Genomic DNA, 24,835 nt, shown 5'->3' with positions numbered 1-24,835 from the left:
ATTCGCATGGTGTGTCGGCCGGGGACACGCACGCTGGGGCATGGACGGGCTAGCGGTTGTCGGCGAAGGAGCGCAGCGCCTCGATCTGCGCGGGATCCAGGGATGGTCGCACGGTTTCGCGGGCGGCGGCCACGTCGGCCTTCGTGACGTCGGCGGCGTCGATGGACCGGCGCATCGCGGTCAGCGCCGCCTCGCGCAGCAGCGCCACACAGTCCGCGGCGCTATAGCCGTCCAAGTCGGCGGCCAGCGCGTCAAGGTCGACGTCGTCGTGCAGCGGCACGGATTTGCCGGCCACCCGCAGGATCTGGCGGCGGGCGTCGGCGTCCGGCGGCTCGACGAACACCAGCTTCTCCAGCCGGCCCGGCCGGGTCAGCGCCGGATCGATCAGCTCCGGCCGGTTGGTGGCCCCGACCACCACCACGTCGCGCAGTGGGTTGACGCCGTCGAGTTCGGTCAGCAGCGCGGCCACCACCCGGTCGGTCACCCCGGAATCGAAGCTCTGTCCCCGCCGTGGCGCCAGCGCGTCGATCTCGTCGAGGAACACCAGTGACGGCGCGGAATCACGGGCGCGCTGGAACAGGTCCCGCACCGCCCGCTCGCTGCTGCCCACCCACTTGTCCATCAGCTCGGCGCCCTTGACCGCGTGCACGCTGACCCGCCCGGAACCGGCCAGGGCGCGCACCACGAACGTCTTGCCGCACCCCGGCGGGCCGTAGAGCAGCACGCCGTGCGGGGGATCGACACCGAGCCGGGTGAAGGTGTCCGGGTGCTGCAACGGCCACAGGATCGCCTCGGTCAGCGCCTGTTTGGTGGCCGCCATGTCTCCCACGTCATCGAGGGTGATCGAGCCGACCGAGACCTCCGCGGCCGCCGAACGCGACAGCGGACGGATCACACTGAGCGCCCCGATCAGGTCCTGCTGGGTGAGCGTGGGCGTCTCGTCGTTGTCACTAGCCCGCGACGCCGCCCGGAGCGCCGCCTCCCGGACCAGCGCGGCAAGATCAGCCGCCACGAAACCCGGTGTGCGGTCAGCGATCTCACTCAGTGTCAGGTCCGTCGTGGGAACCGAGATCAGCAGGGTGGCCAGCAGCGCGGCCCGGGTCGCGCCGTCGGGCAGGCTCAGCCGGATCTCCCGGTCGCACAGCTCCGGCGCCCGCAGTCGCGGATCGACCCGGTCGGGAAGCGCCGAGGTGGCGATGAACGCCACTCCCTCGGTGGCCACGGCGGTGCGCAGTTCAGCCAGGATCAACGTCGCGACCGGCTCCGGCGGTTCGGGCAGCAGGGTGTCCACGTCGGCGATCAGCAGCACGCCGCCGCCGTCGCGGACCTTCGCCACCGCCGAGCGCACCGCGGCCAGCCGGTCGTCGGCGGCCAGCGCACCGATCTCCGGCCCGTCCAGTTCGAGCAGCCGTCGGCCCTCGCACACCGCCCGCACCAGCGTCGTCTTGCCGACCCCGGCCGGCCCCGAGACCAGCACCCCGAGGTTGGTTCCGGCGTTGAGTGTCTTGAGCAGCTGCGGCTCGTCGAGGGCCAGCTTGAGCCATTCGGCGAGTTTGGCGGCCTGGGCCTCGCAGCCCTTGAGTTCGTCGATGGCGATCCGGGCCGGACGCACCCGCGCGGCGGCCGACGGCTTCGCCGTGACCGCGGTGCCGTTGCCCCAGGTCACCAGTGAATTCGGTTGCACGCTCACCGGTCCGGCGGGATCGACACCAGTCACGGTGAGCAGCTCGGAGGTCCAGCTGATCCCGACCGCCGACGCCAGCGCGGTGGTCGCCGCCGAGGTCGAGGTGCCCGGTCCCAGGTCGCGGGGCAGCAGCGACACCGCGTCGCCGACGGTGAGCACCTTGCCCAGCAGCGCCTGGCGCAGCGTGTTCGGTGACAGACTCTGCGAGGCCAGTGCCGAGCCGCTCAACGTCACCGATCGGGCGCCGTAAACGGTCACCGCGGCCACCACCACCTCGGTGCCGTCGCGCAGCCCGGCATTGGACAGCGTGACGTCGTCGAGCAGCACCACCCCGGTTGGGGCATCCGGCCCGGCCAGCCCCGCCACCGCCGACGTCGTGCGAGAACCGGTCAGCGACACCGCGTCCCACTCCCGGATGCCCAGGGCGGCAATCGCTTCGGCGTGCAGCCGGACCACACCACGGCGGGCGTCGACCGCGGAGGTGTTGAGCCGGGCGATCAGCGTCAGGTGGCGGGAGGAGGTCCGGGAGCCATCGCCGTCCCGATGCTCTTCAATAGAACCCATGCGGTCATTATCGGCATACCGCCGCTCACTGTTGCCGGCGATCGGCGCGGTCACGCTGCTGGCGATACCGGTGCCGTCTCGCGCCGATACGGCGAACCCGCTGGCCGAGCTGGTTGACGCCGCCGCCGGCCGCCTCCAGGTCGCCGACGATGTGGCGGCGGTCAAATGGCGGACCGGCGGTGCCATCGAGGACCCGGTCCGGGTGCAGCAGCAACTGGCGAAGCTGGCCGACGATGCCGCCCGTAACGACCTCGACCCCGCCTACGTGCAGCGGATCTTCGGCGACCAGATCGCCGCCACCGAAGCCGTCGAGCACCACCGGTTCGCGCAGTGGAAACTGGACCCGGCCACCGCGCCGGCGAGCGCCCCCGAGCTGGCCGAATCACGTGCCCGCATCGACGGATTCAACCGCGAGATGCTCACCCAGATCGGGCTGCGGCGGCAGCAGCTGCATTCGCCGGAGTGCGCCGCCCTGCTCGACGAGGCGCTCCGGGAGGTCAGCGCCGCGCGCCGACTAGGCGAGTTCGAACACGGCGCACTGACATCGGCGACCCGCGAGTACTGCTCCGAATAGCTCAGCGACCCGGTTTGCGCAACCGCAGCCGGGCCATCGATTGCCCGCTGGGCCGGCGGATGCCCAACGGGCGGCGTCCCGGCTGCGACCGGCGGATCTCCCGGCGCGCGGCCCGGCGTTCCCGGGGAGCGTGCTCCCAGGCCTCCGGATGCGCAGCCACCCAGCGCTGGCTGCGGACCGAGAACGGAATGGTGCACAGGTAGGCCACGATCAGCACCAGCACCAGCACATACGGGAACAGGAACGCCGCGGCGGCCACCAGCGCCAGCACCGCCAGCAGCACCGCCGCCAGATGCGGCGGCACCGACACGGCATGCATCTTGCGCATCGGGATCCGGCTGACCAGCAGCATCGACGTGCCCACCACCCAGGCGCAGGTGAACCACTGCGACGTCCACCAGCCGTCGCCGAACTGCAGTTTCGCGGCCAGCAGGCCCATCAGCGTGATCGCTCCGGCCGGGGCGGGCATCCCGACGAAGAACTCGCGGGTGTAGGCCGGCAGGGTGGCGTCGTCGAGCAACGCGTTGAACCGGGCCAGCCGCAGCACCACGCACACCGCATACAGCAGCACCACGATCCAGCCCGCCGGCTGCGTCGACAGCAGCGACACGTAGATCACGATGGCGGGCGCCACCCCGAAGTCGACGGCGTCGGCCAGCGAATCGATCTCGGCGCCCATCCGCGACTCGGCGTCGAGGATGCGGGCCACCCGGCCGTCCAGACCGTCGAGGATGGCGGCCGCGGCGATCAGTGCCATCGCGACGTGCACCTGGCCGTCCAGTGCGTACTTGATCGAGGTCAGGCCGGCGCAGATGGCCAGCACCGTCATCGAACTGGGCAGGATGTGCAGGCCGACCGGGCCCCGGGTGCGGGTCGTCGGGTGGACCGGACGGGCGGAACTCGTCATGGCAGCTGGGCCAGCACCGTCTCACCGGCGACCATGCGCTGCCCGACGCCGACCAGCGGCTGCGTCCCGACCGGCAGGTAGGTGTCCAGCCGCGACCCGAACCGGATCAGCCCGTAGGTGTCACCGATCGCCAGATGGTCACCGGGCCGGGCGTCGCAGACGATGCGCCGTGCCAGCAGCCCGGCGATCTGCACGGCGATCACCTCGGCGCCCTCGGCGGTGCGGATCCGCACACTGTTGCGCTCGTTGTCCTCGCTGGCCTCGGTGCGGTCCGCAGACCCGAACCGGCCGGCCCGGTGCAGCACGTCGAGCACCTCACCGCCGACCGGAGCCCGCTGCACGTGCGCGTCGAACACCGACATGAAGATGCTGACCCGCGGCAGTGGGGTGTCGGGCAGATCCAGTTCCGGCGGCGGGGTCGCGGTGTCGACCAGGCAGACCATGCCGTCTGCGGGTGCCACCACCACACCGGGGCGCGTCGGCGGTACCCGGCGGGGATGCCGGAAGAACCCGGCGCTGGCACCCGCGGCCAGCAGCCCGGCGCCGCGAACCCAGCGCTGCTTGCGGCCCACCGCCGCCACACCCAGGCCGCCGGCGACGAACGGCAAGCCGGCGTGGTGCATCGGCGGCACCGTTGAGCGCACGAGATCGATCAGGTGTCGCAGACCGCCGGGATCATCTGCTGCGCGGGGTCGTCTGGCCATCCGGCCATCTTAGAAGCTGTCGTGTTGATGCGGCTGAATCGCCGGGCTCACCCGGTCAGGTCCCAGACCTCCACCGGGGTCCCCACCGCCAGTTCGGTCACCTCGTCGGCGATGTCGAGCAGGCAGTTCGCCGACGCCAGATAACGCAGATGGTGTGAGGCCGGCGGACCGTAGTTGGTGACCGTCCCGGTTTCGTGGTCGAGCAGGCCGCGCCGGAACTGCCGCCGGCCCGCCGGTGAGGTCAGCTTCTCGCTGAGGACGGCGGTGCGGCGCGGCCGGTCCGGGGCGGGCAGGTCCATCGCGCGACGCAAGACGGGGCGGACGAACACCTCGAAGGACACCTGCGCGCTGACCGGGTTGCCGGGCAGCGTGACGATGGCCGCCTCGCCGACGCGGCCGATCCCCTGGGGCATGCCCGGCTGCATCGCGACCTTGACGAAATCCACGCCCTGGTCGCCGTCGCGGCCGAAGACGTCCTTGACCACCTCGTAGGCGCCTGCGCTGACCCCGCCGCTGGTGATGATCAGATCCACCGCGCCGTCGGCCACGCCGTAACGGTCGAGCACCGCGGTGAATTCGGCGGTGTCGTCGGCGACGGTGACCGCGGCCACCACCTCGGCCCCGGACTCGCGCACCGCGGCGGCCAGCATCACCCCGTTGGACTCGTAGATCTGTCCGGGCTCCAGCGGAATGCCCGGTCTGATCAGTTCGCTACCGGTGGAGATCACGAGCACTCGTTGGCGGGGCCGCACCGTCAACTCAGCCAGGCCCAGTGCCGCGGCCAAACCCACCGCCGGCGGAGTGACGACCTGCCCGGCCCACAGCACGGTGGCGCCCTGCGCGACGTCGCCGCCGGCACGGCGGATGTGGCGCCCCCGGGCGATCGCGGCACGGATCGCCACCACGTCCACTGCGCCGTCGGTGGCCTCGACGGGAACCACCCCGTCGGCCCCGAACGGAACGGGCGCACCGGTCATGATGCGATGCGCGGTACCGGGTTCCAGCGTGGGCACGTCGGTGCGGCCGGCCGGAATGTCTTCGGCCACGGGCAGCCGCACCGGGTTGTCGGCTGTCGCCGCGGCCACGTCGTCGGCACGTACCGCGTAGCCGTCCATGCCGGAGTTGTCGAAGACCGGCAATGAGATCGGCGCGGTCACGTCTGCGGCCAGCACCAGCCCCTCGGCGTCGGGGAGCGCAACGGTGACCGGCGGACGCGGATGGATCAGCTCGGCGACGGCCCGCTGGTGCTCCTCGACAGATCGCATGACGACAGTCTGACTCAGACCGCGACGGTGATTCCTGTCAGTTCCTGGGAGACCGCCGACAGCCGCTGTTCTGCCCGCGAAGGTGACAGCGCCGCGGCGCTGGGTCATTCTCTGTTGCATGGCGCCCAACGCAAACGCATCCGCGGTGATCACCCTGGTCGACCCCGCCAACCCGCCCAGCTCCCGCGCGCCGTTGGTGTGGGCGCTGGTCGGCGCGGTGCCCTGGCTGGTGCTGGCAGTGCTGCAACTGGGGTGGGCGGTCGCCGACGAGCGGCTGGCCTGGTTGCACGCCGCCGCCTGGGCGGTCACGGTGCTGGGGCTGCTGGTGTCGGCGGGCGTGGCACCGCTGTGGCGCTATCGCGTACACCGGTGGGACATCAGCGATCAAGCGGTCTACACCCGCACCGGCTGGCTGGTGCAGGAACGCCGGATCGCGCCGATCTCCCGGATCCAGACCGTCGACACCTACCGTGGGCCGCTCGACCGGCTGCTCGGGTTGGCCAACGTCCGCGTCACCACCGCGTCGTCGGCCGGGGCGGTGCACATCGTGGCGCTCGATGCCCCCGTCGCCGACCGCGTGGTGGCGCAGCTGACCGATATCGCCGCGCTGGGCGCCGGGGACGCCACGTGAGTCCCGCGCCGGCCTGGCAGCGGCTGAGCCCGCGGATGCTGCTGGTGCATCCGCTGCACGAAGCGCTGCGCGAGTTACCGCTGCTGATCGCGGTGGTGGTGTTCGGCTCGGCGACCGACAACTCCGTCTGGGTGCTCGCCGTGGTGGGGGTGATCGCGGTGGTCGGGGTGACACGCTGGTTCACCACCACCTACCGAATCGAGCCCGACTCCGAAGCCGGCCGGGTCCAGCTGCGCTCCGGGTTGTTGCGCCGGAAGGTACTTTCGGTGCCGCGCAACAGGATTCGCTCAGTGGAGACCGATGCTCGACTGCTGCACCGGATGCTCGGGTTGACGGTACTTCGGGTCAGTACCGGCCAGCAGGCCGCCGGGGACACCATGTTCGAGCTGGACGCAGTCGAGAGCAACCAGGTGCCGCAGCTGCGTCGAATCCTGCTGGCGCACACCGGTCAGCCGGCTCGAACCGATGCCGGGGCGGTCGCCGCCCGTACCACGGTGTTGGCCCGGTGGCGCCCGTCGTGGCTGCGTTACAGCGCGTTGAGTCTTTCCGGGCTGGTGACAATCGGCGCCGCGGTGGGCGCGCTGTATCAGAGCGGCGCCGGGGAGGCACTGCGGGATTCGGCACTGCACCGGGCCTGGCTGGCGGCCGCCGAGCGATTCGGGGCGCAACAGACGGCCGCGGCGATCGCCGGTCTGGTGCTGCTGGCGGCGATCCTGCTGGCGGTGCTGCGCTCGGCGCTGACCTACGGAAACCTGGTGTTGTCCCGCAGTTCCGGGGCGGCCGGCGATGTGTTGGAGTTGAGCCACGGATTGCTGCGGGTGCGACACCACAGCTACGACATGCGCCGGCTGCGCGGCGGCACGTTGCGGCGGCCCCTGCTGGTGCGGCTGTTCGGGGGCGCCCGGCTGGACGCGGCGATGACCGGTGTCACCGGTGCGGGCGAATCCTCCATCCTGCTGCCGCCCTGCCCGCGGGCGACCGCTGAACAGGTGCTGACCGGGCTGGTCGCCGACCCGGTGGTGGTCACCGGGCCGCTGCGCAGGCACGGCCCGGCGGCGGTCCGCCGGCGCTGGACGCGCGCGATGCTGCTGCCGCTGGTTGCCGGCGCTGCGTTGGTCGTGGCGGCGATCGACGGTGTTCCGATGTGGTACTGGACGGCGTGGGCGGCACTGACGCTGGGCGCGGCGCTGCTGGCCGCCGATCGGGCCCGCGCACTGGGGCATCGGGTCGACCCGCAATGGCTGTCGGCCCGCACCGGCAGCTGGGAGCAGCGCCGCTACTGCATCGCCGCCGCCGGCATCATCGGCTGGACGGTGCGGCAGAGCTGGTTTCAGCGTCGCGCCGGGGTGGCCACCCTGATCGCGGCCACTGCCGCCGGGGTCAAGGCCTATCGGGTGATCGACGTGCCGGAGGCGTTGGCGTGGTCGGTGGCCGCTACCGCCTCGCCCTGGGTGGCGCACAGCAAATGGGCGCGATAGCCCGAGTTCCGGCCGGTCGGCGGCGTGACGAGCGGACCGGTCGGGTAGGCGCGCGTCGGCGGGATCGCGCGATGGGTGCCGCCGCGTCCGTCGGGGCTTTTTTGGCCTTCGGGACGGCGCCGTTGGCAGCCGCGCCTGCCGCGAGTGCGGACTTCGATGACTTGCTTGCCGATCTGTTTGATCTGAGTGCGTGGGGCAACCTGTCGGATCACTTCGACCACTTGTTCACCTCGGATTGGGAGGTGCCGGGGTCGGGCGATGCCGCGGACCTGGCGCAGCTGTGGGACACCCACTTCTACATGCCGTTGCACGGCAGTTTGCAGGCCTGGATCAATTCAGATTTCGGTGAGCAGGTCAATGGCGTGATCAACCAGATGTTCGCGCCGTTCACCGAGGGTTTTTGCGGGATAATCTGCAACGGTCTCGATGGCACCGAGGCCGATCCGGACGGGCAGACCGGTGGACTGTTCTTCGGCGATGGTGGTGACGGTGGCCACGCTGGCGAGTGGTGGGGCACCGCCGGCACCGACGGTCAGCCCTGACCCGCGGGTTGCATTTTCTCCGGCGAGCAGTCGCGAAGGCCCCCATTTCACACCGGAAATGGGGGCTTTCGCGTCTGGCCGCGCAGGGGGACTACAACTGCCGCACGGCCTCGATGCGCGCCCGCAGCTGATCCGACGTCGCCGCCGCCACCGGCGGGCCGCCGCAGATCCGGCGCAACTCGTTGTGGATCCAGCCGTGCGGCTTGCCCAGCCGATGATGCGCCGCCGACACCAGCGCGTTGAGCTCGTGCCGCAGCGCCCGCAGCTGTCCATGGGTGGTCACCGGCACCGGAGCAACCCCGCCGGCCACCTTGCTGCGCCGGTCCAGCTGCTCTTCTTGCCTGCGCCGTAACAGGTCTCGCATCTGGTCGGCGTCCAGCAGCCCGGGGATGCCCAGGTAGTCGGCCTCTTCCTCGCTGCCCGCGGGAGTGGCGGTGCCGAACGAGGCGCCGTCGAAGATCACTTGATCCAGCTCGGCGTCGGCGCCGAGCGATTCGAAGGTGTTCTCCAGCTCGGACGGTTCGTCGCGCCGACGCTGCGCCTCGGCGAACTCGTCGCGTTCGGACTCCCGGTGCGGCTTCCCCAGCACGTGATTGCGCTGTGCCTCCAGCTCACTGGCCAGCTGCAGCAGCGACGGCACCGACGGCAAGAAGATGCTGGCGGTCTCTCCCGGGCGCCGCGAGCGAACGAACCGGCCGATCGCCTGCGCGAAGAACAGCGGGGTGGATGCGCTGGTGGCGTACACGCCGACGGCCAGCCGTGGCACGTCGACACCCTCGGAGACCATCCGCACCGCCACCAGCCAGCGACTGGTGGCCGTGGCGAACTGGGCGATCTTGTCCGAGGCGCCCGCGTCGTCGGAGAGCACCACCGTGGGCGCCTCGCCGGTCAGCCTGGTCACCAGCGCGGCGTAGGCGCGCGCCGCCTTCTGGTCCGAGGCGATGATCATGCCGCCGGCGTCGGGCACGTGCTGGCGCTTCTGCCGCAGCCGGGTGTCGGCCGCCGCGATCACCGCCGGCATCCACTCCCCATTCGGGTCCAGCGCGGTGCGCCACGCCCGGGCGGTGTGTTCGGCGGTCAGCGGTTCGCCGAGCCGGGCGGTGTATTCCTCCCCGGCGCTGTCGCGCCAGCGGGCCTCGCCCGAGTAGGCCATGAACACCACCGGGCGCACCACGCCGTCGGCGAGCGCCTCGGGGTAGCCGTAGCTGTCGTCGGCCACCGATCGCAGGTGGCCGCTGCCGTCGGGCTCGTAGTTGACGAACGGGATGGGGCTGTCGTCGCTGCGGAACGGGGTGCCGGTCAGCGCCAGCCGGCGGGTGGCGTCGGAGAACGCCTCGCGGATGCCGTCGCCCCAGCTCTTGGCGTCGCCGCCGTGGTGGATCTCATCGAAGATCACCAGGGTTTTCGCGGCCTCGGTGCGAACCCGGTGCCGGGTGGGGTGGCTGGCGACCTGGGCGTAGGTGACGACGACGCCGTGGTATTCGGAGCTGGTCTGTGCGTCGGAGTTGCTGAATCGGGGATCCAGCGCGATGCCGTGCTCGGCGGCGGCGGTCGCCCACTGCACCTTGAGGTGATCGGTGGGCACCACGATCGTGATGCGCTCGACGGTGCGGTCGGCCAGCAGCTCGGCGACGATCCGCAGCGCGAACGTCGTCTTGCCGGCGCCGGGGGTGGCCACCATCAGAAAATCGCGTGGCTTGGCGGTCAGGTAGCGCACCAGAGCCCGGCGTTGCCAGCCCCGTAAAGCCCGGGTGCTGGGCGCTGCGTCAGCCCGCACCCGGTCTCCTATCTGATCGAGATGCAGTCTAGGGCGATCGCAAGCGCGGCGCCTGCGCCGGGTGCAGCGGGTCGCCCTTGGATCTGAGCCAAGCCGATAGCATCGCGGACGTGTCCGCCCCGGGCGAGCCGGAATCCGTCCGCGTTGAGCGTCTGCTCGACGCGCAGACGAAAGCCGCCGCGCTGTTCGACGAAATCGCGCGCCGCAATCTGGTGCGCGCCGGCGTCGGTGAGCGGCAACTCTCCGATGAGATCCGGGATCTGGCCGCCGACATGTTCGGGGTAACGCGGCACTGGCATAAGCGGGTGGTGCGCGCCGGGGAGAACACCCTGCAGCCGTTCCACGCCGACCCGCCGGACCGCGTCATGACCGACGATGACATCGCCTACCTCGACCTGGGTCCGATCTTTCAGGAGTGGGAAGCCGACTTCGGTCGCACCTACGTGCTCGGCGACGACCCGGACAAGCACGCACTGCGCGACGCCCTGCCCGGGGTGTGGCAGGCCGGGCGGGCGTTCTTCGACCACCAGAGCGACATCACCGGGGCGCAGCTCTATGAGCATGTCGTCGGACTGGCCCGGGAGCGCGGCTTCGAGTTCGGCGCCCCGATCGCCGGGCATCTGGTGGGAGAGTTCCCGCACAAGAAGATCTCCGGTGACGACACCCGGTTCTACATCACGCCCGGATCCGATGAGCCGATGCGACGTACCGACCACACCGGCCGGGTGTGTCACTGGATCCTTGAGGTGCACCTGGTGAACCCGGACCGCGGATTCGGCGGCTTCTACGAGGAACTGCTGGACGTGCGGTGAGTCCGGGTCAGACCGGATAGACCACCCCGGTCAGCTCTTCGGAAACGGCCCAGAGCCGGCGCTGCAGCTCGACATCGTGAGATTTGCGGCTCGACGCCACCACCTTGGGGTGACCGCGCCCCTGGGTGAGGCCGTCCGGACCGAAGTACTGCCCACCGAGCGCCTGCGGGTCGGTGGCCGCGCGCAGCGTCGGGAGAGCGCCCATGTCTGCGCCTTGAAACATCGGTTTGATCAGCGGATAGGCGACCGCGGCCCAGCGTGGCAGGTGCCGCATCAGCTCGGTGTTGGAGCCGCCGGGGTGCGCGGCCAGCGCGATCGTCGTCGCACGTGGGGCGAGCCGTCGCTGCAGTTCATAGGTGAACAGCAGGTTGGCGAGCTTGGACTGCCCGTAGGCTTCGACCCGGTTGTAACGGCGTTCCCACTGCAGGTCATCGAAGTGGATGTCGGCGCGCAGCCGGTGCCCGAGGCTGCTGACGGTTACCACCCGGGAACCGGCGACCGGCAGCAGCCGGTCCAGCAGCAAGCCGGTGAAGGCGAAATGGCCCAGGTGGTTGGTGCCGAACTGCAGCTCGAAGCCGTCCTTGGTCGTCGACTTGGGCGGGTACATCACCCCGGCGTTGTTGATCAGCAGATCGATGCGGTCGTGGCCGGACCGCAACTGCTCGGCGGCGGCGCGGATGGAATCCAACGAGCCGAGGTCGAGTTCCTGCAACGCAACGCTGGCACCGGGGCTGCGCTGCCGGATGAGGGTCTCGGCGTCCCTGCCCTTGTCGAGGTTGCGCACCGCCAGAACCACGTGAGCGCCCCGCGCTGCCAGGCCGGCGGCGGTCTCGAAGCCGAGACCGGTGTTGGCCCCGGTGACGACGGCGACGCGACCGGCCTGGTCAGGGATGTCGGCGGTTGTCCACTTGGCCACGAGGCCCTCCTGAGCTGCGGTAAGGTAAACGGGGCGGACGCTCCGGTTGGTTGCAACTATACGGAGCGGACGCCCCGCTTTGTCAACCGATGAGGATCTCAGGTGGCTCAACCTGCCCGCCCGTTGCGAGCCGACGCGGCCCGCAACCGCGCTCGTGTGCTGGAGGTCGCCTATGAGACCTTTGCGGCTGAAGGGCTGTCGGTGCCGGTCGATGAGATCGCCCGCCGCGCCGGGGTCGGGCCCGGGACCGTCTACCGGCACTTCCCGACCAAGGACGAGCTGTTTCGGGCGGTCGTCAACGACCGGATGCAGCACGTCGTCGACGAAGGGCAGGCCCTGCTGGAATCCGATGATCCCGGCATGGCGATCTTCACTTTTCTGCGCTCGATCGTGCTGCAGTGGGGCGCGGCTGATCGGGGACTGGCCGAGGCGCTGGCCGGCGTGGGCATCGACATCGGACAGGCCGCGCCCGAGTCGGAGGAAGCCTTCCTGGCGGTGCTCGGGGCGTTGTTGCGTGCGGGACAGCTGGCGGGCACGGTGCGACAAGACCTCGGTGTGCGCGAGGTGAAGGCGATCCTGGTCGGATGCCAGGCCATGCAGTCCTACAGCTCCGCAATGGCCGAGCGCGTCACCGACGTTGTCATGGACGGTCTACGCGCGCCGCGATAGGCGGCCGCCGCGGCCGGTTGTCAGGCCCCCCCGGGCTCCTTGCACTCTCAAGGGGCGAGTGCTAAGAATGACGTTGGCACTCGCGACCGGCGAGTGCTAGGTCGGGACGGTGAGGTACGGGGCCGCACCTGCGGAGCACACCCACAGCCGTCCGTCGCGGGCACTGACCCGACCGACAAGACGTGCACCCCCTAACCGGAGGAATCACTTCGCAATGGCTAAGCAAATTGCGTATGACGAAGAGGCCCGTCGGGGCCTCGAGCGGGGCCTGAACGCCCTCGCCGACGCGGTCAAGGTGACGCTGGGCCCCAAGGGCCGCAACGTCGTCCTGGAGAAGAAGTGGGGCGCCCCCACGATCACCAACGATGGTGTGTCCATCGCCAAGGAGATCGAGCTGGAGGACCCCTACGAGAAGATCGGCGCCGAGCTGGTCAAAGAGGTCGCCAAGAAGACCGACGACGTCGCCGGTGACGGCACCACCACCGCCACTGTGCTGGCCCAGGCGCTGGTCAAGGAAGGCCTGCGCAACGTGGCCGCCGGTGCCAACCCGCTGGCCCTGAAGCGCGGCATCGAGAAGGCCGTCGAGAAGGTCTCCGAGACCCTGCTGAAGGACGCCAAGGAGGTCGAAACCAAGGAGCAGATCGCGGCCACCGCCGGGATCTCCGCGGGCGACCAGTCCATCGGTGACCTGATCGCCGAGGCGATGGACAAGGTCGGCAACGAGGGCGTCATCACCGTCGAGGAGGCCCAGACCTTCGGCCTGAGCCTGGAGCTCACCGAGGGCATGCGCTTCGACAAGGGCTACATCTCGGGCTACTTCGTCACCGACGCCGACCGCCAGGAAGCCGTCCTGGAGGACCCCTACATCCTGCTGGTCAGCTCCAAGGTGTCGACCGTCAAGGACCTGCTCCCGCTGCTGGAGAAGGTCATTCAGGGCGGCAAGCCGCTGCTGATCATCGCCGAGGATGTCGAGGGCGAGGCGCTTTCGACCCTGGTGGTCAACAAGATCCGCGGCACCTTCAAGTCGGTGGCCGTCAAGGCCCCGGGCTTCGGTGACCGCCGCAAGGCGATGCTGCAGGACATGGCGATCCTCACCGGTGGCCAGGTCATCAGCGAAGAGGTCGGGCTGTCGCTGGAGACCGCCGACATCGCGCTGCTGGGCAAGGCCCGCAAGGTCGTGGTGACCAAGGACGAGACCACGATCGTCGAGGGCGCCGGTGACTCCGACGCCATCGCCGGCCGGGTGTCGCAGATCCGCGCCGAGATCGAGAACAGCGACTCCGACTACGACCGGGAGAAGCTGCAGGAGCGGCTGGCCAAGCTGGCCGGCGGTGTCGCGGTGATCAAGGCCGGGGCTGCCACCGAGGTGGAGCTCAAGGAGCGCAAGCACCGCATCGAGGACGCGGTGCGCAACGCCAAGGCCGCCGTGGAGGAGGGCATCGTCGCCGGTGGTGGCGTGACCCTGCTGCAGGTGGCACCGTCGCTGGACGAGCTGAAGCTCGCCGGTGACGAGGCGACCGGCGCGAACATCGTCAAGGTGGCGCTGGAGGCTCCGCTCAAGCAGATCGCCTTCAACGCCGGCCTGGAGCCGGGCGTGGTGGCCGAGAAGGTGCGCAACTCGCCCGCCGGTACCGGTCTCAACGCCGCCACCGGTGAGTACGAGGACCTGCTGAAGGCCGGCGTTGCCGACCCGGTGAAGGTGACCCGTTCGGCGCTGCAGAACGCAGCCTCGATTGCGGCGCTGTTCCTGACCACCGAGGCCGTTGTCGCCGACAAGCCGGAGAAGGCGGCCGCTCCGGCGGGCGACCCGACCGGTGGCATGGGCGGCATGGACTTCTAAGTCTGGTTGCACGACAAGGCCCGGTCTGCTTCGGCAGACCGGGCCTTCGTCGTTTACGTTGACTCTGCGCGTAGGGCGGGAAAGTGCGAGTGGGGTGCGCCCTGGACGCAGAGTCAACGAGGATGGGTGCCGTGGAGATCCTGCTGCTGGGCACCGGCAGCGCCGACGGCTGGCCGAACCCGTTCTGCCGCTGCGCCTCCTGCCGGTGGGCCGCCGACGCCGGGCAGATCCGTGGGCAGACCGCCGCACTGGTCGACGACATCCTGCTGCTGGACTGCGGGCCCGAGGCACCGCGGTCGGCGATGCGCCACGGCCGAACGCTGGCCGGCGTCAAGCACATCCTGTTCACCCACGGCCACTGGGATCACGTCGGGACGATGGCGCTGTTGATGCGGCACTGGAGCGCGGCGAGCGAGCCGCTGGACGTGGTCGGCCCGCGCAGCGCTATCGACCAGTGCAGGAACTGGGTGGCCCCCGACGACCCGGTCCGCTTCATCGAGGTGGTGCCCGGCGACGACGTGCGTTTGGGTGCGTATCGGGTGCGGGTCCTTGCCGCGGTGCACGGGGCCGACATCGGCGGTGATGCGGTGCTCTACGACCTGGAAACCGTTGGCGGCCGGATCTTCTGGGCCACCGACACCGGTCCGCTTCCGGCCGAGACGCAGGCCGCGATCGCCGGTGCCGACTTCGATGCGGTATTCCTGGAGGAGACGTTCGGCAACTACACCGGCCACGGCACCGAGCATCATGACTTGCCCGCGTTCGCGGCAACCGTGGCCGCGATGCGAAGCTCGGGCGCCGTTGTCGACACCACCGACGTCGTCGCCGTGCACCTGAGCCACCACAATCCGATCGAGCCGGAACTGACCGGGGTACTGTCGAATTCGGGCGCTCGACCGGGACGCGACGGTGAGGTGGTGCAAGTGGCTGCAGCCGGTACCGCGACGCGCAGCCTGGTGTTGGGCGGGGCGCGATCCGGCAAGTCCGCGCACGCCGAGGCACTGTTGGCCGCCGAGCCGGCGGTGACCTACCTGGCTACCGGGGGGGTGCGAGAGGGTGATCCCGAGTGGGCCGAGCGGGTACGGCTGCACCGGGCACGGCGTCCGGCTTCGTGGCGCACCATCGAGGGCAGCGACGCCGCCGAGCAGCTGCGTACCGCCGAAAACCCTTTATTACTAGACTGTTTGGGCACCTGGCTGACCGCGCGGATGGATCTGCACGGGGTCTGGGACGGCGGTGCGCTGGACGGTGTGCACGGCGACATCGACGAGCTGCTGGCGGCTTGGCGGGCCTGTCCGGCGCGGGCTGTGGCGGTCAGCAACGAGGTCGGCAGCGGGGTGGTGCCGGCCACCGCCTCGGGGCGGTTGTTCCGCGACCTGCTGGGGGTGCTCAACGCGCGGATCGCCGCCGAATCCGACGACGTGGTGCTGATGGTGGCAGGCCGGCCGCTCAGGCTTCCTGCGCAGTGAGCTTCAAGTCCACACAGTCGCTGTAGCAAGGGGTTTCACCCGGCGACTCCGGGGTGGCGACCCGAATCAGCACCGCGCGCGTAGCAGAGATCGCCACGGCGGCCAGCTCACCGGCATCGGAGACCTCGGCGGTGCCGTCGACGATCACGGTGTAGCCACCCGGGACCGGCGGCGGCCACATCACCGTCACCTCGCTGCTACGCGCCAGGTTCGCCCGACTGCGCCGGCCACCGAGCGCGCCGATGCGCACAATCTTCCCGTCAAGCGTCGGCATCACCGGTACCGGGTGCGGGCGGTTCTCCGCGTCGACGGTGATCAGGTAGGCGTAGTCGTAGCCCAGCAGCTTCTCGGCGAGCCGGTTGAAATCCACGTTGGAAGCCATGTGGACCAGGCTAGTCCAGTCGGCTGTCAATCCGCCTTGAGCTGCACGCAGTCATGCACGGTGCCGACCGCCCGGCCGTCCTCGAACACCGGCCTATGCAGCAGTGCCTTGGTCGGTGCCACCAGCACCGGGCCGGCCGGGTCGTCGGGCAGCTCAGCGTAGCCGTCGACGACCAGGGAGTACTCGGTCACTTCACGTGCGGGCCAGACCAGGGTGACGCCGGCGCGGGCCGACATGTTCTCCCGGCCGTGTGCGCCGACCGGACCGACATTCAGCCTGGCGCCGTCGAAGGTCGGGGTGATCGCGGTGGTGCGCACCCGGTAGTCGTCGCCGACGGTCACCAGGAAGGCGAAGCCGTAGCCGGGTAGCAACGCGCCGAGCCGGGCGAGGTCGACAGTTTTGGCCACGAAGTCCAAGATAGCCCTATGGAATTCCGCTACCTGGGCAACTCCGGCCTACAGATCTCCGAGATCACCTACGGCAACTGGCTCACCCACGGCTCGCAGGTCGAGAACGACGTCGCCACCGCATGCGTGCACGCCGCGCTGGACTGCGGTATCACCACCTTCGACACCGCGGACGTCTACGCCAACGGCGCCGCCGAGGAGGTGCTCGGCGCAGCGCTGAAAGGGCAGCGCCGTGAATCGCTGGAGATCTTTACCAAGGTCTACTGGCCGGTCGGCCCGGCCCCGTTGGGCAAGAACGACACCGGCCTGTCGCGCAAGCACATGATGGAGGCCATCGACTCCTCGCTGCGCCGGCTGGGCACCGACTACGTCGACCTGTACCAGGCGCACCGTTATGACTCCTTCACCCCGCTGGAGGAGACCATGCAGGCGTTCGCCGACATCGTGCGGGCGGGCAAGGCGCTCTACATCGGGGTCAGTGAGTGGGCACCCGACCAGATCCGCCAAGCCCACGGGCTGGCCCGCCAGCTCGGGATCTCACTGATCTCCAGCCAGCCGCAGTACTCCATGCTGTGGCGGATCATCGAGCCCGAGGTGGTCCCGGTCTGTCGGGAGTTGGGCCTGAGCCAGATCGTCTGGTCGCCGATGGCCCAGGGCGTGTTGTCGGGCAAGTACCAGCCCGGTCAGCCCCCGCCAGCCGGTTCACGCGCCACCGACGAGAAGGGCGGGGCGAACTTCGTCAAACGTTTCATGACCGACGACGTGCTGACCCGGGTACAGCAGTTGCGTCCGATCGCCGAGGAACTGGACCTGACGACGGCGCAGTTGGCGATCGCCTGGGTGCTGCAGAACGACAATGTCGCCGCGGCGCTGGTCGGGGCGTCGCGCCCGGAGCAGGTGACCGAGAACGTCAAGGCGTCCGGGGTGCGGATTCCCGCCGAGCTGCTGTCCCGCGTCGACGGGGTGCTGGGCGACGCGGTGACCACCGACCCGGCGCTGGTGGCCAAGTCCACCCCGCCGAATCGACTGCTGTAGTTCGACCGCCTCACCCCTTCCCGCCCACCGTGCGGTTTTATACGCAACACGCCGTGGTCGGCGTATCAAGACGCACATTCGGGCGGTGCAACACCGACCACCTGTGGATGGCCGTCGGCCAATGACGGCGATTCCTGCCATCCTCCGGTCATGCAGACTCCGCAGTGGCCGTTTCGGGCGGCGGAGGTCCTTGAGTCCGGCGCTCTCACCTTCCGTGAACTCCGCCGCTTTCATGAGGCCATCTACCCGGGGGTGTGGATTCCGCGGGATGCCGACCTGTCCCCGAAGCAACGTGCGATGGCGGCGTGGCTGTGGTCGCGCCGCCGAGGCGTCATCGCCGGTTTGTCTGCGGCTGCGCTGTTGGGCGCCAAGTGGATTGAGCCGGACGCGCCGGCCGAGCTGGTCCACACGAACCGGCGCCCACCGGAGCTGATCCGGGTGCACTCCGACCTGCTGCTGCCCGGTGAGACGCACGAACTCGACGGAGTGCCGCTGACCACGGCCGCGCGCACCGCATTCGATATCGGCCGACGGCTTCCGCTCACGCAGGGCGTGCAGCGTATCGATGCATTGATGCACGCCACCGATGTCAAGGTGGTCGACATTCAGGCCGTCATAGCAGGACACCGGGGCGTACGCGGACTGCAGCAGTTGACTGACACCCTGCGGTTCGTCGACGCCGGCGCCGAGTCCCTGTACGAGTCACGGGCTCGGCTCGCCCTGGTACAAGCGGGATTCCCAACACCGCAGACTCAGATACCGGTCTACGACGACTACGGCAGAGTGTTCGCACGCATCGACATGGGTTGGCCGGACTACCTGGTCGGGGTCGATTTCGAGGGCGCGCACCACTGGACCGATCCCGGGCAGCGTGCATGGGACGCCGAGCGGTCCGTCCTGATCGCCGAACGCGGTTGGATCGACTTCAGGCTGGCCGCCGCGACGCTGCACAATCGGCCGCGGCTCTTCCTGGACCGGGTGGGAGCGGCATTGATCGATCGTGGCTGCCCGAAAACGTGGTGAGCGTGCGATGTTATACGCAGCATGCGGCGTTTTGCGTATAAAACCGCACGGTGGGCCGGAAGGGGCGAGGCGGCGGCGGAGCTCAGGCCGGCGCCGGCTGACGGCCGCGCACCAGCTTGCCGGGCCGGGCCGCGGTGGGCTTGCCGTGCTCGGCGATGATCTCACCGGCGACGATCGTCGCCACATAGCCGTCGGCGGTCTGGTCGAGCCGACGTCCGCCGGCGGGCAGGTCGTAGGTGATGACCGGCTTGTGCAGCCGTAGGTTCTGGTGATCGATCACGTTGAGGTCCGCCTTGTAGCCCACTGCGATCCGCCCCCGGTCCCCGAGACCGGCGACGCGGGCCGGCGTCGACGTCAGCTCGCGGACCGCCTCGGGAACGCTCAACCGACCGGACCCGCGATCACGTGCCCAATGGGTTAATACATAGGTGGGAAAGCTTGAGTCGCAGATCATTCCGTAGTGGGCGCCACCGTCGCCCAGACCCAACACCACGTCCTCGCGATGCATCAGGGTGCCCACGGTGTCCAGCGAGTTGTCCCGAAAGTTCGCCAGCGCGTCCAGCAGGATCGCGTGCCCATCGTCGTCGAGCAACCGGTCGTAGGCCTCCTCGAGCGGGGAGACGCCACGGGCGCGCGCCCGTGCCGCGATGCTCTTCGATGGATCCGGTTCGTAATCGGCGTCATCGCCGAGCGGATACGTCCACTCCCACGACTGGGCGAGGTAGGCGATCGGGTTGGTCGGTGCGATGCTGGCCCGATCCGCCAGAATCCGCTGCCGGACATCTGGTTTGCGCATCTCGGCGACCCGCTCCGCCAACGGTAGACCGGCGATCTCCCGGTAGCTGGGGTACAGCACGAACGGGTTGATGCTCAGGTCGAGTCCGACCATGAGTCCGATCGGCCGGGGGAAGACCTGGGCGGTGATCGCGGCGCCGGAACCGTTGGCCTTCTCCACCATGGTGAGGGCGTCCTGCCACACCGGTTCACCGGCGTTGCCGATCAACAGTGTGAAGGTGACCGGCAGACCTGCATCGGTGGCCGCGTCGAAAACCTGCTGCAGCACCGGCTGATACGCGCCATCGGGCAGGTCGGGGACGAACTGGATCAGGCCGCCGCCGCCGTCGGCGATGCCGCGGCCGATCTCCAGGATCTCGTCGTAAGCGGCGCCGTAACTGGGGATCTGGGAGCCGGTCCGGGTGCGATGGGTGACCAGCCGCGACGACGAGAATCCCAGCGCTCCGGCCTCGGCGGCCTCTTGCGCGAGTTCGCGCATCCGCGCCAGATCCGCCGGTGTGGCCGGTTCGCGGTCGACGCCGCGCTGTCCCATCACGTAGACCCGCAGCGGCGAATGTGGCAGAAACGCCGCCACATCGATGTCCCGCTGCTGCGAATCGACGGTATCCATGAACTGCGGGAAGGTCTCCCACGTCCACGGCAGACCGTCGGTCATCACCACGCCGGGGATGTCCTCGACACCGGCCATCAAGTCGACCAGCACCTCGTGGTCGGCGATGCGGCACGGCGCGAAACCCACCCCGCAGTTACCCATCAGCGCCGTCGTCACGCCGTGTGACGACGACGGATTGAGCCGATCCGACCAGATCGACTGCCCGTCATAGTGGGTGTGCAGGTCGACGAAACCCGGTGTCACCAGCAGCCCTGCCGCATCGATCACGTGCTCGGCGTCGCCGCTGACCGTGCCGACCTCGACGATGAGACCATCGCGGACCGCAACGTCACCGACGTACGTCTGGCCGCCCAGCCCGTCGACGATCATGCCGTTGCGGATGACGAGCTCAGCGACGTGCGTCATCTACACAATCTACGACCGTATCGGTACCTCATGCCAGGGCATTTCCGTGATCGATCGCCAAAACGGCTCGGCCCTGCAGTCTCGGGTCGTGGCTATAGTGAGTGGTTGGAGCAACCCTGAGGCCTGCAAGGGATTGGAGGGGCAAACCGATGGTCGCCATGGAGCGTCTCGACTCGGATGGTGTCCGGGAGCTGTCCCAACGGACCGACAAACTCGGCGTGCTGTCCGTGAGCCTGAACGCCGATCCGAGTGGGGACCCGAACCTGCAAGCCGCCAACATCGACCTGAAGAACCGTTTCCGGGAATTGCAGCGCCGGATTGCCGCGGAGACCGATGACAGCGGCGAGACCGGCGCGGCGTTGGAACGAATCTGGCCGCGAGTAGCCGAGCTGGCCGACCCGGCGGCCGCCGGCCGAAGCCGAATCCTGTTCGCCGGCCTGGAAGGTGACTGGGTTCTGCGACTGCAGAGCGCGTTGCCGGTCGCCAGTCGAGTGGTATTGGACGATCGCCCGTTCATCCACCCGCTGCTCGAGGTGATCGATGAGGGCCGGCCGGCGGGTGTGGTCCTGGTTTCCGCCGAGGAGGCTCGACTGCTCGAGTGGCGCGTCGGGTCGCTTCAGCCGCTGAGCCGAATCGAGCAGCAATACATCCAGGCGGCGCACGAGCGTGCCGGGCACCTCGGTGGCGGCCCGCAAGGGCAGTTCAACACGCCGATGCGAGAACAGCGGCAATCGCGCGAGCAGGATCGGGCACACCGTTTCCTGGATCAGGTGACGACGGTGGCGGCCGGGCTGGCCGCTGAGCGCGGCTGGGAGCGAATCCTGGTCAGCGGTGGGGACCGCTGGAGTGAGCCGACCGTCGCGAAGTTTCCGCAAGCGTTGCGCGACCGGATATTCGTCGATTCCCGAGTCCTCGGTGGGCTCGATGATGCTGCGCTGCAGGCCGCCGTGACCGACTGGGCCCATGAGCAGCACGCCGAGCGGGAACGACAACTGCTGGACAGTGTCGGCGAGGGCGCCGGGGCCGGACACGCCGTGGCGCTGGGACTCTCGGAGGTGGCCGCGGCACTGAACGCCGGTCGGGTCGCACACCTGATATATGACCCGGATGTCCGTTACACCGGCATGGTGGGCGCCAATGGCTCCCTCTACGGTGGCGAGGAGGTCGGCCCGGACGGGCGCCCGGGAGAACCGGAGCCCCGGTTGACCGAGCGCCTGGTCGAGCGGGCATTGCAGACCGGGGCCCGGATCAGCCCCATCGAAGGGGCGGCCGACGGACGGCTGCGCGATGCTGCGGGTATTGCGGCGCTGCTGCGCTGGTGATGCCCGGAAGGCCTGGCAATGCCGGGAAGGAGTCGACGATGAGCCCGACGTCATCGCGGAGGCTCCCATGACCGATGCCGCGTTACAGGGTCTGCTCCGCGACGCGTTCACGCGGCTGGTCGAACACGCCGATGAAGTCACCGAAGATCTCACCGATGCGGTGGCCACCTACCGGCCGACTCCGGAGGCCAACAGCATCGCCTGGCTGCTCTGGCACAGCGCCCGGGTGCAGGACATCCAGGTCGCTCAGGTCGCCGGCGTCGAACAGGTGTGGACCCGGGACGGTTGGGTGGACCGGTTCGGACTCGATCTGCCGCGCGACGACAGCGGGTACGGCCACAGTGCGGCCGACGTCGCCAAGGTCCACGCCCCGGCGCAGCTGCTGGCGGGCTACTACCGCGCGGTGCATGAGCTGACCCTGCGCTACGTCGACGGCGTCACCGCCGACGAGCTGGCCCGGGTCGTCGATACGCACTGGGACCCGCCGGTGACCGCCGGGGTGCGGCTGGTCAGCGTCCTCGATGACTGCGCCCAGCACCTGGGGCAGGCGGCGTACCTGCGGGGCTTGAAAGGGTAAGCACCGGGCTGGACTTGACACCTGTCGAGGCGGGTGCGACCCGGATCACAGCCGCGACTAGCATGGCGGCATGACCGCCACCACGCCCGCCCCCGCCCTGTCCGGCACCGACACCGTGCGCAACCCCGCCACCGGGGAGGCTGCCGGTGAGGTCCGCTGGACCGATCCGTCCGACGTCGAAGTGATCGCCGCCGGACTGCGTACCGCCCAGCGCGAATGGGAGGGACGCGGCGCCAAGGGCCGGGCCAAAGTCCTGGCCCGCTACGCGGTGTGGCTCGGCGAGCACCGGGACGAGATCGAGAAGATGCTGATCGCCGAGACCGGCAAGTCCAGCACCGACGCCGCACAAGAGGTACCGCTGCTGATCATGATCCTGTCCTACGTCATCAAGGTCGTGGACAAGGCGATGGCCCCGGAGTCCCGGCCGGCAGCGCTGCCGCTGATGGCGATCAAGAAGATCGCGGTGCACTACCGGCCGCGCCCGGTCGTCGGGGTGATCGCACCGTGGAACTACCCGGTCGCCAACGCGTTGATGGATGCGATCGGTGCGCTGGCGGCTGGTTGCGCGGTGCTGCTCAAGCCGTCCGAGCAGACCCCGCTCACCGCCGAACTGCTGCGCGAGGGCTGGCAGCAGGCCGGTGGCCCCGACGTGTTCGCGGTGGTCCAGGGCGCGCGCGAAGTGGCCGAAGCGGTCATCGACAACTCCGACTACGTGCAGTTCACCGGTTCGACGGCCACCGGGCGCAAGGTGGCCGAGCGGGCCGCGCAGCGCCTGGTGCCGTTCAGCCTCGAGCTGGGTGGCAAAGACCCGATGATCGTGTGCGAAGACGCCGACATCGACCTGGCCGCACACGCCGCGGTGTGGGGCGCGATGTTCAACGCGGGACAGACCTGCGTTTCGGTCGAGCGGGTGTACGTGCTCGAACCCGTCTACGACAAGTTCGTCGCAGCGGTCGTCCGCGACGTGCAGGCGCTGCAGATGGGCGCCGGCGAGGGCACCCACTTCGGGGCGCTGATCAACGATCAGCAATTGGCGGTCACCGAACGGCATGTCAAAGAGGCGCTGGCCGCCGGAGCACGCGCGCTGACCGGCGGTGAACGCCCAGGCGGATCGGGCAGTTTCTACCCGCCCACCGTCTTGGTCGACGTCGACCACTCGATGGCCTGCATGACCGAGGAGACATTCGGCCCGACGCTGCCGATCATGAAGGTCGGCAGCGTCGAGGAGGCCATCCGGCTTTCCAACGACAGCCCCTACGGGCTGAGCGCCTCGGTGTTCTCCGGTGACGTGGCACGGGCCAAAGACATTGCGATCCAGCTGGATTGCGGGGCGGTGAACATCAACGACGTGATCGCCAACCTGATGTGCACGACGGCGCCGATGGGCGGCTGGAAGACCTCGGGTATCGGTGCGCGGTTCGGCGGTCTCGACGGGATCCGCAAGTTCTGCCGGCAGGAGGCGGTCGTGTCGCCGCGCACCAGCGTCGGTGCGGGTGGGAACTACTACCACAACTCGCTCAAGGCGCTGGCCCGGATGAACGCCCTGATGACCCGGATGGCGCTGGCGCGTCCGCGCCGCACGGCCAAATAGTGCGCTTCCTGACGGCCGCGCTGTTCTGGTTGCTGGCCACGGTGACATTGGCGGTGACGCTGCCGACGGCCTGGGCGCAGTGCAACCTCGTCGACGCCGACGGCTACGCGCGGCTGGCGCAGCGGGCCGCGGCCCAGCCGGCCCTGCAGGATGCGGTCGCCGCCGAGCTCAGCTCCCAGGCGGTTCGACTGATCCGTGCGCAAGGCTTCCCCATCAACCCCGCCCCGGTGCGGGAGGCCGCCGCCGAATACACCGCCGGCCCGTCGTTTCCGGCACAGTTCGTGAAGCTCAACCGCGATGGGCATGATTGGCTGCTCAGTGGCGACGACACCGGCCCGTGGGAGATCGACGTGGTGCCGATGTTGCGGGACAAGGCGTTTGCGCAGCTGTTGGGCGACTACAACGTCGCACTGCCGGCGTCGATGACCGTCCCGCTGACGCCGACGTCCACCGAGGTGACGCGGCCCGGCGGATTACACCGATTCGCGGTGTGGGGGCCGTCGCTGAGTTTGGTGCTGGTGGCGCTGACCGGGTTGTGTGCGGCCTTGACGATCGCCGCGGCGCGGCATCGTGGCAGGGCGTTGGCGAGCCTGGGCGTTTCGGGGCTGCTGGTGGGCGCGGCGGGCTGGTCGGGGATCGAGGTGGCGCGGCGCTACCTGAACCAGGTACTCAACCAGGCGACTGGTGACATCCGCCGCATCGCCGACGCGGTGGCCGATGTGGCCGAAGCCAGCCTGCACCAGTGGCTCAATGTGACCCTGGCGGCCGGAGCGGTCATGGTGCTGGTCGGGGTGGCCGTCGCGCTGCTGGGGGCGCTGCGCCGATAGGGCCGCGCCGTTTGGCCTCCCTGCGC

General features: G+C 69.6%; 23 protein-coding genes. 14 read left to right on the top strand and 9 right to left on the bottom strand.

All coding sequences use genetic code 11. From position 1 onward, the window contains the following. Positions 1–49 precede the first annotated feature (49 nt). Positions 50–2,248: an AAA family ATPase gene (locus G6N19_RS06970; RefSeq protein WP_083036423.1), complete on the bottom strand. Its 2,199-nt coding sequence runs from the start codon at positions 2,246–2,248 to the stop codon at positions 50–52. Here G6N19_RS06970 and G6N19_RS06965 point away from each other — a divergent pair. Next, positions 2,247–2,822 carry a chorismate mutase gene (locus G6N19_RS06965; RefSeq protein WP_013827361.1) on the top strand — a complete coding sequence of 192 codons (576 nt, stop codon included), beginning with the start codon at positions 2,247–2,249 and terminating at the stop codon, positions 2,820–2,822. The two genes, G6N19_RS06970 and G6N19_RS06965, sit on opposite strands and share 2 nt — an antisense overlap. Position 2,823: 1 nt before the next feature. Here G6N19_RS06965 and pssA read toward each other — a convergent pair whose 3' ends face one another. From pssA to moeA, 3 genes are read right to left on the bottom strand one after another with little or no spacing between them, the layout of a single operon-like run. Next, positions 2,824–3,729: a CDP-diacylglycerol--serine O-phosphatidyltransferase gene (gene pssA / locus G6N19_RS06960; protein ID WP_013827362.1), complete on the bottom strand. Its 906-nt coding sequence runs from the start codon at positions 3,727–3,729 to the stop codon at positions 2,824–2,826. Then, positions 3,726–4,433, bottom strand: a complete 708-nt coding sequence (locus G6N19_RS06955) for a phosphatidylserine decarboxylase (RefSeq protein WP_081465462.1) — start codon at positions 4,431–4,433, stop codon at positions 3,726–3,728. Before G6N19_RS06955 ends, pssA begins: the two co-directional genes overlap by 4 nt. Before the next feature lie 47 nt (positions 4,434–4,480). Beyond that, on the bottom strand, positions 4,481–5,698 hold the full coding sequence (gene moeA / locus G6N19_RS06950; RefSeq protein WP_193466050.1) for a molybdopterin molybdotransferase MoeA: 1,218 nt from the start codon (positions 5,696–5,698) through the stop codon (positions 4,481–4,483). 118 nt (positions 5,699–5,816) lie between these two features. Between moeA and G6N19_RS06945 the strand changes: the two genes are divergently transcribed. From G6N19_RS06945 to G6N19_RS06935, 3 genes are all read left to right on the top strand, one after another. Next, positions 5,817–6,329 carry a PH domain-containing protein gene (locus G6N19_RS06945; protein ID WP_193374408.1) on the top strand — a complete coding sequence of 171 codons (513 nt, stop codon included), beginning with the start codon at positions 5,817–5,819 and terminating at the stop codon, positions 6,327–6,329. Positions 6,330–6,364: 35 nt separating this feature from the next. Continuing rightward, positions 6,365–7,807 carry a PH domain-containing protein gene (locus G6N19_RS06940; protein ID WP_193466324.1) on the top strand — a complete coding sequence of 481 codons (1,443 nt, stop codon included), beginning with the start codon at positions 6,365–6,367 and terminating at the stop codon, positions 7,805–7,807. 71 nt (positions 7,808–7,878) lie between these two features. Then, on the top strand, positions 7,879–8,349 hold the full coding sequence (locus G6N19_RS06935) for a hypothetical protein (protein ID WP_193466049.1): 471 nt from the start codon (positions 7,879–7,881) through the stop codon (positions 8,347–8,349). Between the two features lie 91 nt (positions 8,350–8,440). Here G6N19_RS06935 and G6N19_RS06930 read toward each other — a convergent pair whose 3' ends face one another. Beyond that, positions 8,441–10,126 carry a DEAD/DEAH box helicase gene (locus tag G6N19_RS06930; protein WP_041316875.1) on the bottom strand — a complete coding sequence of 562 codons (1,686 nt, stop codon included), beginning with the start codon at positions 10,124–10,126 and terminating at the stop codon, positions 8,441–8,443. Between the two features lie 110 nt (positions 10,127–10,236). Here G6N19_RS06930 and G6N19_RS06925 point away from each other — a divergent pair, with 110 nt between their 5' ends. Further along, positions 10,237–10,938, top strand: a complete 702-nt coding sequence (locus G6N19_RS06925; RefSeq protein ID WP_193466048.1) for a M24 family metallopeptidase — start codon at positions 10,237–10,239, stop codon at positions 10,936–10,938. 7 nt (positions 10,939–10,945) lie between these two features. Here the strand turns inward: G6N19_RS06925 and G6N19_RS06920 are convergent, their stop codons facing one another. Further along, positions 10,946–11,854 (bottom strand): SDR family NAD(P)-dependent oxidoreductase, encoded by a 909-nt coding sequence (locus G6N19_RS06920; RefSeq protein ID WP_083036419.1) that lies wholly within the window; start codon positions 11,852–11,854, stop codon positions 10,946–10,948. Between the two features lie 102 nt (positions 11,855–11,956). On the opposite strand from G6N19_RS06920, the gene G6N19_RS06915 reads away from it, so the two are divergent. From G6N19_RS06915 to G6N19_RS06905, 3 genes are all read left to right on the top strand, one after another. Continuing rightward, the gene (locus tag G6N19_RS06915) at positions 11,957–12,523 is read left to right on the top strand and encodes a TetR/AcrR family transcriptional regulator (protein WP_013827371.1); all 567 of its coding nucleotides are present in this window, start codon (positions 11,957–11,959) and stop codon (positions 12,521–12,523) included. Between the two features lie 214 nt (positions 12,524–12,737). Next, entirely contained in the window at positions 12,738–14,363 is a 1,626-nt protein-coding gene (groL, locus tag G6N19_RS06910; RefSeq protein ID WP_013827373.1) for a chaperonin GroEL, read from the top strand. 131 nt (positions 14,364–14,494) lie between these two features. Continuing rightward, positions 14,495–15,832 carry a bifunctional adenosylcobinamide kinase/adenosylcobinamide-phosphate guanylyltransferase gene (locus tag G6N19_RS06905; RefSeq protein WP_193466323.1) on the top strand — a complete coding sequence of 446 codons (1,338 nt, stop codon included), beginning with the start codon at positions 14,495–14,497 and terminating at the stop codon, positions 15,830–15,832. Here the strand turns inward: G6N19_RS06905 and G6N19_RS06900 are convergent. Continuing rightward, positions 15,813–16,214 (bottom strand): pyridoxamine 5'-phosphate oxidase family protein, encoded by a 402-nt coding sequence (locus tag G6N19_RS06900; protein ID WP_083036417.1) that lies wholly within the window; start codon positions 16,212–16,214, stop codon positions 15,813–15,815. The two genes, G6N19_RS06905 and G6N19_RS06900, sit on opposite strands and share 20 nt — an antisense overlap. Positions 16,215–16,240: 26 nt before the next feature. Further along, complete coding sequence (locus G6N19_RS06895) at positions 16,241–16,621, bottom strand: hypothetical protein (RefSeq protein WP_232062557.1); 381 nt, start codon at positions 16,619–16,621, stop codon at positions 16,241–16,243. An 18-nt stretch (positions 16,622–16,639) separates the two neighbouring features. Here G6N19_RS06895 and G6N19_RS06890 point away from each other — a divergent pair, with 18 nt between their 5' ends. Further along, positions 16,640–17,656, top strand: a complete 1,017-nt coding sequence (locus tag G6N19_RS06890; protein WP_193466046.1) for an aldo/keto reductase family protein — start codon at positions 16,640–16,642, stop codon at positions 17,654–17,656. Positions 17,657–17,806: 150 nt separating this feature from the next. Then, positions 17,807–18,679, top strand: coding sequence for a hypothetical protein (locus tag G6N19_RS06885; protein ID WP_193466045.1), 873 nt, complete (start codon positions 17,807–17,809; stop codon positions 18,677–18,679). 82 nt (positions 18,680–18,761) lie between these two features. On the opposite strand, the gene G6N19_RS06880 is transcribed toward G6N19_RS06885, so the two are convergent. Then, positions 18,762–20,492: an N-acyl-D-amino-acid deacylase family protein gene (locus G6N19_RS06880; protein WP_013827379.1), complete on the bottom strand. Its 1,731-nt coding sequence runs from the start codon at positions 20,490–20,492 to the stop codon at positions 18,762–18,764. Between the two features lie 149 nt (positions 20,493–20,641). On the opposite strand from G6N19_RS06880, the gene G6N19_RS06875 reads away from it, so the two are divergent. The 4 genes from G6N19_RS06875 (at position 20,642) to G6N19_RS06860 (ending at position 24,809) form a co-directional block, all read left to right on the top strand. Then, positions 20,642–21,814, top strand: a complete 1,173-nt coding sequence (locus G6N19_RS06875) for an MSMEG_1130 family ribosome hibernation factor (RefSeq protein ID WP_013827380.1) — start codon at positions 20,642–20,644, stop codon at positions 21,812–21,814. A 67-nt stretch (positions 21,815–21,881) separates the two neighbouring features. Next, a complete protein-coding gene (locus G6N19_RS06870; protein ID WP_083036413.1) occupies positions 21,882–22,391 on the top strand; it encodes a mycothiol transferase in 510 nt (169 codons plus the stop codon). A 70-nt stretch (positions 22,392–22,461) separates the two neighbouring features. After that, on the top strand, positions 22,462–23,982 hold the full coding sequence (locus G6N19_RS06865; RefSeq protein WP_193466044.1) for an aldehyde dehydrogenase family protein: 1,521 nt from the start codon (positions 22,462–22,464) through the stop codon (positions 23,980–23,982). After that, the gene (locus G6N19_RS06860) at positions 23,982–24,809 is read left to right on the top strand and encodes a hypothetical protein (RefSeq protein WP_193466043.1); all 828 of its coding nucleotides are present in this window, start codon (positions 23,982–23,984) and stop codon (positions 24,807–24,809) included. The genes G6N19_RS06865 and G6N19_RS06860 overlap by 1 nt, the downstream gene beginning before the upstream one ends. Positions 24,810–24,835 lie beyond the last annotated feature (26 nt).

It is taken from the genome of Mycobacterium novum, from assembly GCF_010726505.1.
GTDB lineage: Bacteria > Actinomycetota > Actinomycetes > Mycobacteriales > Mycobacteriaceae > Mycobacterium > Mycobacterium algericum.
The sequence above is the reverse complement of the archived record's forward strand: the minus strand, read 5'-3'. Positions and strand labels throughout refer to the sequence as shown.

Excerpts from the sequence above, each read along its gene's own strand:
- G6N19_RS06965 (WP_013827361.1), top strand. The coding sequence starts at position 2,247 with ATGCGGTCATTATCGGCATACCGCCGCTCACTGTTGCCGGCGATCGGC.
- G6N19_RS06970 (WP_083036423.1), bottom strand. The coding sequence starts at position 2,248 with ATGGGTTCTATTGAAGAGCATCGGGACGGCGATGGCTCCCGGACCTCC.
- pssA (WP_013827362.1), bottom strand. The coding sequence starts at position 3,729 with ATGACGAGTTCCGCCCGTCCGGTCCACCCGACGACCCGCACCCGGGGC.
- G6N19_RS06955 (WP_081465462.1), bottom strand. The coding sequence starts at position 4,433 with ATGGCCAGACGACCCCGCGCAGCAGATGATCCCGGCGGTCTGCGACAC.
- moeA (WP_193466050.1), bottom strand. The coding sequence starts at position 5,698 with ATGCGATCTGTCGAGGAGCACCAGCGGGCCGTCGCCGAGCTGATCCAT.
- G6N19_RS06945 (WP_193374408.1), top strand. The coding sequence starts at position 5,817 with ATGGCGCCCAACGCAAACGCATCCGCGGTGATCACCCTGGTCGACCCC.
- G6N19_RS06940 (WP_193466324.1), top strand. The coding sequence starts at position 6,365 with ATGCTGCTGGTGCATCCGCTGCACGAAGCGCTGCGCGAGTTACCGCTG.
- G6N19_RS06935 (WP_193466049.1), top strand. The coding sequence starts at position 7,879 with ATGGGTGCCGCCGCGTCCGTCGGGGCTTTTTTGGCCTTCGGGACGGCG.
- groL (WP_013827373.1), top strand. The coding sequence starts at position 12,738 with ATGGCTAAGCAAATTGCGTATGACGAAGAGGCCCGTCGGGGCCTCGAG.
- G6N19_RS06900 (WP_083036417.1), bottom strand. The coding sequence starts at position 16,214 with ATGGCTTCCAACGTGGATTTCAACCGGCTCGCCGAGAAGCTGCTGGGC.
- G6N19_RS06890 (WP_193466046.1), top strand. The coding sequence starts at position 16,640 with ATGGAATTCCGCTACCTGGGCAACTCCGGCCTACAGATCTCCGAGATC.
- G6N19_RS06885 (WP_193466045.1), top strand. The coding sequence starts at position 17,807 with ATGCAGACTCCGCAGTGGCCGTTTCGGGCGGCGGAGGTCCTTGAGTCC.
- G6N19_RS06880 (WP_013827379.1), bottom strand. The coding sequence starts at position 20,492 with ATGACGCACGTCGCTGAGCTCGTCATCCGCAACGGCATGATCGTCGAC.
- G6N19_RS06875 (WP_013827380.1), top strand. The coding sequence starts at position 20,642 with ATGGTCGCCATGGAGCGTCTCGACTCGGATGGTGTCCGGGAGCTGTCC.
- G6N19_RS06870 (WP_083036413.1), top strand. The coding sequence starts at position 21,882 with ATGACCGATGCCGCGTTACAGGGTCTGCTCCGCGACGCGTTCACGCGG.
- G6N19_RS06865 (WP_193466044.1), top strand. The coding sequence starts at position 22,462 with ATGACCGCCACCACGCCCGCCCCCGCCCTGTCCGGCACCGACACCGTG.